Raw genomic sequence first — 12,410 nt, 5'->3', positions numbered from 1 at the left:
AAGAGCAGCAAATAATGGGGGCACGTGTGATCGAGCTGGAAAATGTCAGCTACACCTACGGTGGCGGCGAGTTGCTGAGCGATGTCTCGGTGCAATTGCAGCCGGGATCGTTTCACTTTCTGACCGGCCCCTCGGGGGCGGGCAAAACAACGCTGCTCAAGCTGTGCTATGGGGCCCTGCTGCCAACCTCGGGGCGGCTGAGTGTTTTCGATCAGGACATCTCGTCCCTTGATCGGGATCAGTTGGCCGTGCTGCGCCGACGTGTTGGTGTGGTACATCAGGATTGCCAATTTCTGGACCACATGACGCTGGCCGAAAACGTCGCCTTGCCATTGATGGTCTCAGGGCGCTCGGAATCTTCGGAACAGGACAATCTGACCGAACTGCTAAGCTGGGTGGGTTTAGGCGCGCGGCTTGAAGCGCATCCGCCTGAGTTGTCCGGTGGCGAACGTCAACGTGCTGCCTTGGCCCGCGCTGTCATCCTGTCGCCGGATGTCGTGTTGGCGGACGAGCCCACTGGCAATGTGGATTGGGAAATGTCCCAACGTCTGCTGCGTCTGTTGATCGAGTTGAACAGAATGGGCAAGACAGTATTGATCGCAACCCATGACATGAGCCTGATCCGAGCCGCCAAAAGTCAGGTTCAGGCACGCGTATTGCGCATTTCTCAGCGCAAGCTGCATCTGGCGGGGGCTGACCTATGACCAGAGCCGAAGTAAGTACTCTGCTGCGCGGCGATACGCGGGCGAACCGCGTTGTTCCCCCAACCGGATACACCGCTCATCTAACATTGTTTGTTGCCGGAGCGATGGCATTTCTGGTGGTGTTTGCACTTGCGTTGGCGCTCGCGTCCGGCCGGATTGCCGACCGTTGGGCTTCGGAACTGGCGGGGGCCGCAACCCTGAGGATCAATGCCCCGGCAGAACAACTTGCCGCGCAGACCGAAGCCGCGCTGACAGTTCTGGGCCAAACGCCCGGCGTTGCATCGGCGCGCGCACTAAGTGCCGAGGAACAGGTCGCATTGCTGTCACCGTGGTTCGGACCGGACCTGCCCCTCGATGCTTTACCCATCCCACAGCTTATCGAAATCACCGAAGGCGAACCGGGAATGGATGTGATGGGCCTGCGTCTTCGCCTGGGTGCCGAAGTGCCGGGCGCGGTACTGGATGATCATACGCGATGGCGCGAACCTCTTGTCGAAGCCGCAATGTCACTCAGGCGATTGGGGTGGATTTCGATCCTGCTGATCGGAGGGGCGACGGCGGCAATGATCACGCTTGCGGCAAACGCATCTCTGGCGGCCAATGCGCAGATCATCGAAGTTTTGCGTCTGGTCGGCGCGCGCGACGGGTTTATCGCCGGGGCTTTTGTCCGGCGCTTTACCTATCGCGCTTTTTTCGGGGCCTTGGTCGGGACTTTGCTGGGTATGACAGGCGTTTTGCTTTTGCCCGAGGCCTCGGATGCGGGCGGATTTCTGACGGGGGTTGGCTTTCAGGGCACGGACTGGTTGCTGCCGATCGTCATCCCAATACTCGGCGCGGCTGTTGCCTTTTTCGCCACCTGGGCTGCGGCCCGTCGCAAATTGAAGGAGCTTTCCTGATGTTCTCAGCCTTACAGTGGGTGCGCTCTTTGGTCTTTATGATCGTTATCTATGCCTGGATGCTGATCCTTGGTATTGTGTTTCTGCCCTATGCCCTGTTCTCGAAGCGGGGGGCCCTGATGGCGTGTAAAACCTATGCGCGCAGTACCATGTGGCTGGCCCGTTGGATGGTGGGTATTCGTTGTGAGGTTCGGGGAACCGCGCCTTCGAATGAAGTGGTCGTGGGTGCCAAGCACCAGTCGTTCCTTGATATCATCATGATCTTCAATGCCATCCCGCATGGGAAGTTCATAATGAAGCGTGAATTGCTGTTTACACCTGTTATCGGAATGTATGCCCGTCGCCTTGGTTGTATTCCGGTCAATCGAGGGAAACGCGGCGCCGCGGTGGCTAAGATGGTCAAGGATGTGGCGAAAGAGTTTTCAGAGCCCGGGCAACTGGTGATCTACCCTCAAGGCACGCGTGTCGCGCCGGGCGCCAAGAAACCCTACAAGGTTGGGACGGCTGTTCTTTACGAAGGTCTGGGATTTCCCTGCGTTCCGGTGGCTACAAATGCCGGGGTGTTCTGGCCCCGAACCGGGGTCATGCGCAAACCGGGTCTTGCGATTGTGGATTTTCTTGAGCCAATCGAACCCGGCGTTGAGCGGGACGATTTTCTTGGTCGATTGGAAGACGTGATTGAAACACGCTCGAATGAGCTGATGCGCGAAGTGGGGTTTGATCCGGATGGAGTACATTGACGACGTTGCAGCGCTGGAAGCATTGTATGGCCAGCCCGGCGCGCCATCCTTGCGAAAGGTCGTTCACCGACTGACGCCCCTGTATCGCAAGTGGATTATGGCCTCGCGCCTATGCGTCCTCAGCACTGTTGGCCCGGAAGGTGTGGATGGCAGCCCCCGAGGCGACGACGGCCCTGTTGTACTGGAATTGGATGAGCGACGGCTGGTTCTGCCGGATTGGCGTGGCAACAACCGGCTGGATTCACTGCGGAATATCGTGCGCGACCCGCGTGTTGCGCTTATGTTTTTTGTTCCGGGTTCCAACAACGTTGTTCGCGTGAATGGGATCGCTCGCGTTACTGCGGATGAAGGTTTGCGACAGCATTTCGCAAAGGGCGGCAAGCGCCCGGCGGCTGTCGTCGTTGTTGAGATCGCCGAGATTTACAGCCAATGCGCGCGTGCTTTGATGCGTTCAGCTATCTGGACCAGCGGGGACGAGAGTGCTGTCCTTCCAACGATTGGGCAGCTTTTGTCCGAGGCGTCGGAAGGCGAAGAAGGCGGCGCGCAATATGATAGTGAATGGGCTGCACGCGCCGCGAAAACAATGTGGTAGGCGAAACATGTGGCTGCGGGTTCAAACCGCGGCTGCTCCGATCCTCGAGACTTTTTCGATCCAGCGATCTACGTGTCCGGGTTTTGGGTAACTTGCACCTGCGAAATAGGTGAAGCGGGTTGGTTTGAAGCCTACAAAGCCAAGGATCTGATCACGAACCTGACGGATAAGCGCTTGCCGATAGATCAGCCGCATAAACCAGCCCGGTGTATCTGAGGTCAGTATGACGCGTGCGGTGCGTCCCGTCAGCATGGGGGCCGGAAAGCCGATCTTTGTCGTGTTCCGAGTGTCGAACGTTCGCCCGGGGATGAATGTCCGGTCGATCAGTCCCTTGAGTTTCGCGGGTAGACCGCCCCACCACATCGGGGTGGTCAGAACCAGATGATCACTCCACTCAAAGTCTTGCAGCACGTGTTCCAGAACCGGTTCAAGCGGTTTGAAGTCGTGGTAATTGCCCTGACCGAAATCAAAATCGAACTGCAGATCGCTCAGATGAACCATTCGGACGTCATGGCCGTTTTTGAGGGCAGCGTCCCGATATGTTTCGGCAAAGGTCCGGGACAGACTGCTTTTTGCCGGGTGTCCGTCGAGGATGAGGATTTTCTTGGGTTGCATCGTGATTCTCCTAAAAATGACCACGGTCAATTTGTAGAATAAAAAATGACCACGGTCAATATTAAATTTGACCACGGTCAAAAACTGTGCGATTGAGCGGTATGCAAAAGGCGATTCAGAAACGTACGATCAAAACCCGCGCCAAGCTTCTCTCGGCTGCTGAGGCGGTTGTCCGAAGTGATGGCTACCAAGCTTTGCGGGTGGAAGACGTGGTAAAAGCGGCAGGCGTCGCCAAGGGCACTTTCTTTGCGCATTTCAACGACAAGGATGCGCTAATGGAAATCCTGATCGGCGAAAGATTGAATGCGTGTCTGGACCAGGCCGAAGCCGGAACATCACCCAAGACAGTTAATGAGATCATCGTGGCGCTCGAACCGGTGCACAGTTTCATGACATCCGAGCGATACGTTTTCGATTTGTTGATCAGATATTCCGGTGCAACGGCCATCGAAGATATAGGCCCGATAGCCTATTGTTTTGAAAGGTACTTTCGGGTCGTGATGTTGTGGCTTGAAGCTGCAGATATGCGTAAGGACGTGCCACCCGAGCTTTTGGCCGAAGGTGTTCAGGCCTTTGCCATTCAGGCCATGTCGTTGCGGTTTTGTGCTCTGCATTCCGCAACGACATTCACAGACAGGCTCGAGACCTATCTGGATGCTTGGTTGACCCCGACAAGCTGATTTCTGCCGGGGTCAAAACTCTTAGCTGTGGATCGGGCCGTCGCCGCAAGCCAAGGCGGCCTCACGCACGGCTTCCGAATAGGTCGGGTGCGCATGACAGGTCAGGGCCAGATCTTCTGCCGAAGCACCAAACTCCATCGCGACACAGACCTCGTGAATCAGATCACCCGCGGCAGGCCCGATGATATGAGCGCCCAGAATGCGGTCAGTTTCCTTGTCGGCGAGGATTTTGACGAACCCGTCCGAGGCAAAGTTCGCCTTGGCGCGCCCATTGCCCATGAACATGAACTTGCCAACCTTATAGGCGCGGCCTTGTTCTTTAAGCGTTGCTTCGGTTTCACCCACATTGGCAACCTCAGGCCAAGTATAGATCACCCCCGGAATAACGCCGTAGTTCACATGGCCATGCTTACCCGCAACCTGTTCGGCGGCGGCCATGCCCTCGTCTTCAGCCTTATGCGCCAGCATCGGACCTTCGGTGACGTCGCCAATGGCATAGATGCCCGGCACATTGGTTTGCCAGTCGGAACCTACCTTGATTTGGCCGCGTTGGGTCATCTCGACACCCAAGGCGTCAAGCCCAAGACCATCGGAGTACGGCTTGCGCCCGGTGGCGACCAGCACGGTATCGGCATCGATCACGTGTTCGCTGTCGTCCTTGAGCAGTTTGTAGGTGACCTTTGCCTTGGTCTTGGTCGCTTCGGTCTTCTGCACCGCCGCACCCATGACAAAGTTAAGGCCCTGCTTCTTGAGGATACGCTGGAACGTCTTTTGTACCTCTGGGTCCATGCCTGGCGTGATTTCCTTGAGGAACTCGATCACCGTTACTTCCGCCCCCAGTCGGCTGTAGACCGAGCCCAGTTCCAGCCCGATCACGCCTGCGCCGATTACGACCATTTTCTTGGGAATCTTGCCCAGCGACAGCGCACCGGTTGAGGTCACGACCACCTTCTCGTCCACTTCTACACCCGGCAGAGAGGAAGGCTCGGACCCAGACGCAATGATGATGTTCTTTGTTTCATGCACTTCATCCCCGACCTTGACCTGACCGGCGGCAGGGATCGATCCCCAGCCTTTCAGCCAGTCGATCTTGTTCTTTTTGAACAGGAATTCGATGCCCTTGGTGTTGCCCTCGATCACCTCGCCCTTGTAGGTCTGCATCTGCTTCCAGTCGACTGAAGGCGCTTTGCCTTTAAGACCCATCTTGGCAAAGTTATGCTCGGCCTCGTGCAGTTGATGGCTGGCATGCAGCAGCGCCTTGGACGGAATGCAACCTACGTTCAAGCAGGTTCCACCCAGCGTGTCGCGCCCTTCGACCACGGCGGTTTTCAAACCCAGCTGGGCGCAGCGGATGGCGCAAACATAGCCGCCGGGGCCGGCGCCGATTACGATAACGTCATAATTTGCCATGGAAGATCTCCTTGAGAATTCGGGCTGTTGCAGGGCAGGAACCTCTGAACAAGATATGGGTTGGCGGTCTCATAGCAAAACCACCAAAAGCATGAGGGTCGTGGCCAGAAACCCGAAGAACCAAATGACGCTGCGCCATGGTTTCCAACCGAAATAGTATGCGGGAACATACAGCACGCGCGCGGCCAGATAGGTCCAGGCGCAGGTGGCCGTTAGTGCGTTTTCTTTGCCTGAAACGGTGACAACAACACAGGCAATGGCAAACAGGATCAACCCCTCGAAATGGTTGTTGAGGGCTCGGTATAGTCGGGCCGTCCCATCCGAGAGCTGATCTTCTAGCGTCCCGCCCAATCTGGCCCTGTCACGGGGTGACATGGTTTTGCCCGGACCCAACTCCAGATTTGCAGGAACTGCCATAAGTACAAACTGCACAAGCTGTAAAAGGGCTGCCAAAGTCAGTGCTTTCAGTTCTGCGTTCATTGCAAGACGCCGTATTGCAGTTTGATGTGTATGACGGCAGAGCGCAGAAGCAGATGTGTTGCCGCTTGCGCTCTGCCATCGGATTTAGACTGGTGTCAGAATTTTAGTGTGAATATGCGCCACGCCACCACGTTCGTGATGCATGGCGAGTTCCTCAGATTCGATAAAATTCTGCGCGCGCTCCAGATTGGTGATTTCGAACAACGCCACCGCATGGTCCTTCTGGTCCGGGTCTCGCCAGATGTGGAGGTCGCGGATACCCGCGGCCTCACGCATCTTGCGATCTTCCTTGAACACTTTCAGCCAGGCGTCGAAATCGGCCACATCGGCCTGCCAGAGTACATGTGTTGCCATGATTACAGGTCCATCAGCAGGCGGCGCGGATCTTCCAGCGCCTCTTTCACGCGAACAAGGAAAGTCACAGCACCTTTGCCATCAACGATCCGGTGGTCATAGGACAGCGCCAGATACATCATCGGGCGGATTTTGATCTCACCATTGATGACCATTGGACGATCCTGAATCTTGTGCATCCCCAGAATGCCCGACTGCGGGGGGTTCAGGATCGGCGATGACATCAGCGAGCCATAGACACCACCGTTCGAAATGGTGAACGTGCCGCCCTGCATTTCGGCCATGCTTAGCTTGCCATCGCGGGCGCGCTTGCCTTTCTCGGCAATGGCTTTTTCAATCGCGGCAAAGGACATGCTGTCCGCATCGCGGATCACCGGAACCACCAGACCTTGCGGAGTACCAGCGGCGACGCCCATGTGTACGAAGTTCTTGTAGACAATGTCGTTGCCGTCAATCTCGGCATTCACCTCAGGCACTTCTTTCAGCGCATGGCAACACGCCTTGGTAAAGAAGGACATGAAACCAAGGCGGACGCCGTGCTTCTTCTCGAACTGGTCCTTGTACTGGTTGCGCAGGGCCATCACCTCGGTCATGTCCACCTCGTTATAGGTGGTCAGGATCGCAGCAGTATTCTGTGCATCCTTCAGGCGCTTGGCGATGGTTTGACGCAGACGGGTCATGCGCACGCGTTCCTCGCGGGCTTCGTCTTCGGCCGCAACCGGTGCGCGCGGAGCCTGTGCAGCTGGGGCTGGTGCCGCCGGTGCTGGTGCCGGAGCCGAAGAGACAGCCTTTGCCACGTCTTCTTTCATGATGCGGCCATCGCGACCGGTGCCAGTGACCTGATCAGCTGACAATCCGGCCTCGGCCATTGCTTTTTCGGCAGAGGGTGCGTTTGCCACATCCTTACCGGTGCTTGCCGCAGCGGGGGCCGCTGCTGCTGCCGGGGCTGACGCGGGCGCGGTACCTGCTGCAGAGCCAGAGATCACTGCCAGCTTGGCTGCTGCATCCACAGTTGCACCTTCCGGAGCAACGATTTCTGCCAGAACTCCCGCAGCCGGGGACGGAACTTCGACCGAGACTTTGTCGGTTTCCAGTTCACACAACATTTCGTCCTGCGCGACGCTGTCGCCAACCTGTTTGAACCAGGTCGAAACGGTAGCCTCTGTAACAGATTCACCAAGAGTGGGAACCATGACATCAACCGACCCGCCTGCTTGGGCGGGCGCGGCCGCCGGTGCTGCAGTTGCCGCAGGGGCAGGGGCCGCGCCTTCGCCTGCTGTAATGGTCGCCAGCAAAGCATCTACGCCAACGGTATCACCTTCGGCGGCTACAATCTCGGCCATCACCCCGGCAGAGGGAGAAGGCACTTCAACTGTAACCTTGTCGGTTTCAAGCTCACACAGCATCTCGTCCACCGCGACTGCATCGCCGGGCTTCTTGAACCATGTGGCAACAGTGGCTTCGGTGACCGACTCGCCAAGCGTGGGAACACGAACTTCAATCGTCATCGCTTACTTTCCTTTGGTGCTCAGCGCTTCGTTAACCAGCGCTTCTTGTTGGGCTTTGTGTTGGCTGGCCAGACCCGTCGCGGGTGAGGCCGAGGTTGCGCGACCGGCATAAACCGGACGTTTGTGTTTCGCTCCGATCCGGGTCAGAACCCATTCGATATTGGGCTCGATAAAGGACCAGGCACCCTGGTTTTTGGGCTCTTCCTGACACCAGACCATCTCGGCCTCTTTGAACCGCTCAAGCTCGTTGATTAGCGAATGGGCCGGGAAGGGGTAATACTGCTCGATCCGCAGCAGATAAATGTCGTCGATCCCGCGCGCGTCACGTTCTTCCAGCAGGTCGTAATACACCTTGCCCGAACACAGCACGACACGTTTGATCTTGTCATCCGCCACCAGTTCGGTGTCCGAGTTCCCCTGTTGGGCGTCGTCCCACAACACCCGGTGGAAGCTGGAGCCGGTGGTAAATTCTTCGGCTCTGCTGACCGCGAGTTTGTGGCGCAGCAGCGATTTGGGTGTCACCAGGATCAACGGTTTGCGGAAGGTGCGGTGCAGCTGTCGGCGCAGGATGTGGAAATAGTTCGCGGGTGTCGTGCAGTTCGCCACGATCCAGTTGTCTTGACCACACATTTGCAGGAACCGCTCCAGACGCGCGGATGAGTGTTCGGGGCCTTGCCCTTCGAACCCATGCGGCAGCAGTGTGACCAAACCGGACATCCGCAGCCATTTGGATTCACCAGAACTGATGAACTGGTCAAACATGATCTGCGCACCATTGGCGAAGTCACCAAACTGAGCTTCCCAAAGGACCAGCGCATTGGGTTCGGCCAGCGAATAGCCGTATTCAAACCCAAGCACAGCATATTCGGACAGCATCGAGTCAATCACTTCGTAGTGCGACTGGCCTGGGCGGATGTTGTTCAGCGGGTAGTAACGCTCTTCTGTTTCCTGATGGATGAACCCCGAGTGGCGCTGGCTGAACGTGCCACGGGTGGCGTCTTGCCCGGCCAGACGCACCGGGTACCCTTCGGTCAATAGTGATCCGAAGGCCAGCGCCTCACCGGTGGCCCAATCAAAACCAGTGCCGGATTCAAACATCTGCTTTTTGTGGTCCAGAAGACGCCCAACGGTTTTGTGCAAGGCAAATCCGGCCGGGGCGCGGGTCAGAGCGCCACCAACCTCGGCCAGAGTCTCGGGCGTGATCGCGGTCTCGCCTCGCATGTATTCATCTTTGTTCTTGTCCAGATGCGACCAGCGCCCGTCCAGCCAGTCGGCTTTGTTCGGCTTATAATCTTTTCCGGCCTCGAACTCGTCGTTCAGATGTGCCTGGAAGGCGGCCTTCATGTCCTCGATCTCACCCTCGGGGATCAGGCCGTCTTTGACCAAACGCTCGGTGTACAGAGACAGCGTGGTTTTGTGCGTTTTGATCCTCTTGTACATGATCGGGTTGGTGAACATGGGCTCATCGCCCTCGTTGTGACCAAACCGGCGGTAGCAGAAGATGTCCAGAACCACATCCTTGTGGAACTTCTGGCGGAACTCGGTCGCCACTTTGGCCGCGTGCACCACGGCCTCGGGGTCGTCCCCGTTCACGTGGAAAATCGGCGCCTCAACCATCAGCGCGATATCCGTCGGATAGGGACTCGAGCGCGAGAAGTGCGGCGCAGTGGTAAAGCCGATCTGGTTGTTTACTACGATATGCATGGTGCCGCCGGTCTTGTGACCGCGCAGACCAGACAGACCAAACCCTTCGGCCACGACGCCCTGACCGGCAAAGGCTGCGTCGCCATGCAGCAGAATGGCCATGACCTTGGTGCGATCCGTGTCGCCAAGCTGATCCTGTTTGGCGCGAACCTTGCCCAGAACCACCGGGTTCACCGCCTCAAGGTGTGAGGGGTTGGCGGTCAGTGACAGGTGCACAGAATTGCCGTCAAACTCACGGTCGCTGGAGGCCCCGAGGTGGTACTTCACATCACCCGAACCATCCACGTCCTCGGGCTTGAAGCTGCCGCCCTGGAATTCGTTGAAGATGGCGCGGTACGGTTTGCCCATCACGTTGGCCAGAATGTTCAGGCGACCCCGGTGCGGCATCCCGATGACGATGTCGCTGAGGCCAAGTGCGCCACCGCGCTTGATGATCTGCTCCATCGCTGGGATCAGCGCTTCACCGCCGTCCAGACCAAAGCGCTTGGTGCCCATGTATTTGACGTGCAGGAATTTCTCAAAGCCCTCGGCTTCGACCATCTTGTTCAGGATCGCCTTGCGGCCCTCCTTGGTGAACGCGATTTCCTTGCCGTAACCCTCGATCCGTTCTTTCAGCCATGCGGCCTCTTCGGGGTTCGAAATATGCATGTACTGCAGAGCAAATGTGCCGCAGTATGTCCGCTTCACAATCTCGACGATCTGCCGCATCGAGGCAACCTGAAGCCCCAGAACGTTGTCGATGAAAATCGGGCGATCCATGTCGGCATCGGTGAAGCCGTAGGTTTTCGGATCCAGCTCAGGGTGATTGGTTGCAGCGCGCATCCCCAGCGGATCCAGATCAGCGGCCAGATGGCCCCGGATCCGATAGGCTCGGATCAGCATCAGGGCGCGCAGGCTGTCCAGAACGGCGCGTTTGATCTGGTCGTCGCTGACCTCAACACCCTTGTCAGCCGCCTTGTCCTTGATCTTCTTACCCGCCGCTTTGGCGTCAATCTCGGCCCATTCCCCGGTCAGTGCACCGGTCAGATCATCGGCAGGCATGGGCGGCCAGTCGGTCCGCGCCCAAGACGGCCCTTCGGCCTCGCGCTGCACATCCGGCGCGGCGTCACCCATAGCCTTGAAGAACTCAACCCAGGCCGCGTCTACGGCACCGGGGTTCTTGGTGTATTGGGCGTAAAGTTGTTCCAGATATTCGGCATTATGCCCCTGCATGAAGCTTGAAGCATGAAAGGCAGAGTTGGGCGAGTGTTCGGTCATTGGGCTACCTCATGTGGGTTGGGACCGTATTGGTTGGTGCCTGGCTGGCTGGGGCGGGTCAGCCACCACAGCACCAGAAGGGGCGACACCACCAGAACGATAAGTGTCGGAATGACGATCAGCAATGTTGCGCGGGTAAACAAAATGTCGAGCGTTCCGCCATGGAACTGGCTGGCAAGGCCAATGCCAAAGATCAAAACTGCAAAGGCCCCAAGGATCAAAAGGATCGGCAGCAAGGCGTAAAGCCCGCTGCGCCCGGTGTCATGCATCCGCCGCCATGCGACGGCCAGATGGGGGAAAAAGACGATCAGGCCGACAATGCTCTGCACCGGTTGGCTGGACGTGGCGGTGACGGATTTCACCTCATCGCTTTCAGTGACCGAGACCTGCGTGAAGAACTGCCAGTCGATGATCCCGGCGATCAAGTTCCAGATCACGATGAACAGAAAAAAGAACCAATATTCGGGCCGCGAGGCACGGCCCGAAAAGGTGAAGAATTTGGAGAAACACGTTCTTACAGCCTCACTAAAGGTCATGTGTTTCGTTCCTCCCGGATTAGACAGCCGAAGCTGCCATATCAGCCAATCGCTTCCAGCACAGCCTCACCCAGCTGCGCCGGGCTTTCGGCCACGACGATTCCGGCCGAGCGCATGGCTTCGATCTTGTCCTCGGCACCGCCCTTGCCACCGGCGACAATCGCGCCCGCGTGGCCCATTCGGCGGCCCGGAGGGGCCGTGCGGCCTGCGATGAAACCAGCGGTCGGCTTTTTGCGGCCTTTCTTGGCCTCATCCGCCAGGAACTGCGCGGCTTCTTCCTCGGCTGAGCCACCGATCTCACCGATCATGATGATCGATGTGGTCTCGTCGTCGGCCAGGAACCATTCCAGCACGTCGATATGCTCGGTCCCTTTGATCGGGTCGCCGCCGATGCCCACACAGGTCGACTGACCCAGACCTACATCGGTGGTCTGTTTGACGGCCTCATAGGTCAGGGTGCCCGAACGCGACACAACGCCGACCGAGCCGCGCTTATGAATGTGGCCGGGCATAATGCCGATCTTGCAGGCATCCGGCGTGATGACACCGGGGCAGTTCGGGCCGATCAGGCGTGACTTGCTGCCTTCCAGCGCGCGCTTCACCTTCATCATGTCCAGAACCGGTATGCCTTCGGTGATGCAAACAATCACTTCCATTTCGGCATCAATCGCTTCGAGGATCGAGTCAGCCGCGAAGGGCGGCGGCACATAGATCACGCTGGCGTTGGCTTCGGTCACATGCTTGGCCTCGTGGACCGAGTTGAACACGGGCAGGCCCAGATGCTCCATCCCGCCTTTGCCGGGGGTCACGCCGCCGACCATCTTGGTGCCATAGGCAATGGCCTGTTCGCTGTGGAATGTACCTTGCGAGCCGGTAAAGCCCTGACAGATCACTTTGGTGTTTTCGTCGATGAGGACTGCCATTTTGTCCCTTT

The 12,410-nt window shown here is 57.8% G+C and carries 13 protein-coding genes; 5 read left to right on the top strand and 8 right to left on the bottom strand.

From position 1 onward, the window contains the following. The first annotated feature begins 26 nt into the window (after positions 1-26). Genes GOV91_RS07045 through GOV91_RS07030 form a run of 4 tightly spaced genes read left to right on the top strand, consistent with a single transcriptional unit; the run spans position 27 to position 2,932 of the window. On the top strand, positions 27-704 hold the full coding sequence (locus GOV91_RS07045; protein WP_171179442.1) for an ATP-binding cassette domain-containing protein: 678 nt from the start codon (positions 27-29) through the stop codon (positions 702-704). Then, positions 701-1,600, top strand: a complete 900-nt coding sequence (locus GOV91_RS07040; RefSeq protein WP_171234960.1) for an ABC transporter permease — start codon at positions 701-703, stop codon at positions 1,598-1,600. The genes GOV91_RS07045 and GOV91_RS07040 overlap by 4 nt, the downstream gene beginning before the upstream one ends. Continuing rightward, entirely contained in the window at positions 1,600-2,340 is a 741-nt protein-coding gene (locus tag GOV91_RS07035; protein ID WP_171179110.1) for a 1-acyl-sn-glycerol-3-phosphate acyltransferase, read from the top strand. Before GOV91_RS07040 ends, GOV91_RS07035 begins: the two co-directional genes overlap by 1 nt. Continuing rightward, positions 2,327-2,932: a pyridoxamine 5'-phosphate oxidase family protein gene (locus tag GOV91_RS07030; RefSeq protein ID WP_171234959.1), complete on the top strand. Its 606-nt coding sequence runs from the start codon at positions 2,327-2,329 to the stop codon at positions 2,930-2,932. The genes GOV91_RS07035 and GOV91_RS07030 overlap by 14 nt, the downstream gene beginning before the upstream one ends. A 21-nt stretch (positions 2,933-2,953) precedes the next feature. Here the strand turns inward: GOV91_RS07030 and GOV91_RS07025 are convergent, their stop codons facing one another. Continuing rightward, positions 2,954-3,547, bottom strand: a complete 594-nt coding sequence (locus tag GOV91_RS07025; RefSeq protein ID WP_171234958.1) for an NAD(P)H-dependent oxidoreductase — start codon at positions 3,545-3,547, stop codon at positions 2,954-2,956. A 101-nt stretch (positions 3,548-3,648) separates the two neighbouring features. Between GOV91_RS07025 and GOV91_RS07020 the strand changes: the two genes are divergently transcribed. Next, on the top strand, positions 3,649-4,227 hold the full coding sequence (locus GOV91_RS07020) for a TetR/AcrR family transcriptional regulator (RefSeq protein WP_171234957.1): 579 nt from the start codon (positions 3,649-3,651) through the stop codon (positions 4,225-4,227). A 21-nt stretch (positions 4,228-4,248) separates the two neighbouring features. Here GOV91_RS07020 and lpdA read toward each other — a convergent pair whose 3' ends face one another. From lpdA to sucD, 7 genes are all read right to left on the bottom strand, one after another. Further along, positions 4,249-5,637, bottom strand: coding sequence for a dihydrolipoyl dehydrogenase (gene lpdA / locus GOV91_RS07015; protein WP_171234956.1), 1,389 nt, complete (start codon positions 5,635-5,637; stop codon positions 4,249-4,251). Between the two features lie 69 nt (positions 5,638-5,706). Continuing rightward, positions 5,707-6,117 carry an MAPEG family protein gene (locus GOV91_RS07010; protein ID WP_171234955.1) on the bottom strand — a complete coding sequence of 137 codons (411 nt, stop codon included), beginning with the start codon at positions 6,115-6,117 and terminating at the stop codon, positions 5,707-5,709. Positions 6,118-6,201: 84 nt separating this feature from the next. After that, complete coding sequence (locus GOV91_RS07005; protein ID WP_171234954.1) at positions 6,202-6,471, bottom strand: hypothetical protein; 270 nt, start codon at positions 6,469-6,471, stop codon at positions 6,202-6,204. Between the two features lie 2 nt (positions 6,472-6,473). Then, complete coding sequence (gene odhB, locus GOV91_RS07000) at positions 6,474-7,979, bottom strand: 2-oxoglutarate dehydrogenase complex dihydrolipoyllysine-residue succinyltransferase (RefSeq protein ID WP_171179124.1); 1,506 nt, start codon at positions 7,977-7,979, stop codon at positions 6,474-6,476. Positions 7,980-7,982: 3 nt separating this feature from the next. After that, positions 7,983-10,940 (bottom strand): 2-oxoglutarate dehydrogenase E1 component, encoded by a 2,958-nt coding sequence (locus GOV91_RS06995; protein ID WP_171234953.1) that lies wholly within the window; start codon positions 10,938-10,940, stop codon positions 7,983-7,985. Continuing rightward, complete coding sequence (locus tag GOV91_RS06990; RefSeq protein WP_171234952.1) at positions 10,937-11,476, bottom strand: DUF805 domain-containing protein; 540 nt, start codon at positions 11,474-11,476, stop codon at positions 10,937-10,939. The genes GOV91_RS06995 and GOV91_RS06990 overlap by 4 nt, the downstream gene beginning before the upstream one ends. Before the next feature lie 41 nt (positions 11,477-11,517). Beyond that, complete coding sequence (gene sucD, locus GOV91_RS06985; protein ID WP_171093685.1) at positions 11,518-12,399, bottom strand: succinate--CoA ligase subunit alpha; 882 nt, start codon at positions 12,397-12,399, stop codon at positions 11,518-11,520. Positions 12,400-12,410 lie beyond the last annotated feature (11 nt).

Source organism: Ruegeria sp. HKCCA6837 (assembly GCF_013034475.1).
Classification (GTDB): Bacteria; Pseudomonadota; Alphaproteobacteria; order Rhodobacterales; family Rhodobacteraceae; genus Ruegeria.
This window is presented reverse-complemented; position numbering and strand designations above follow the sequence as displayed.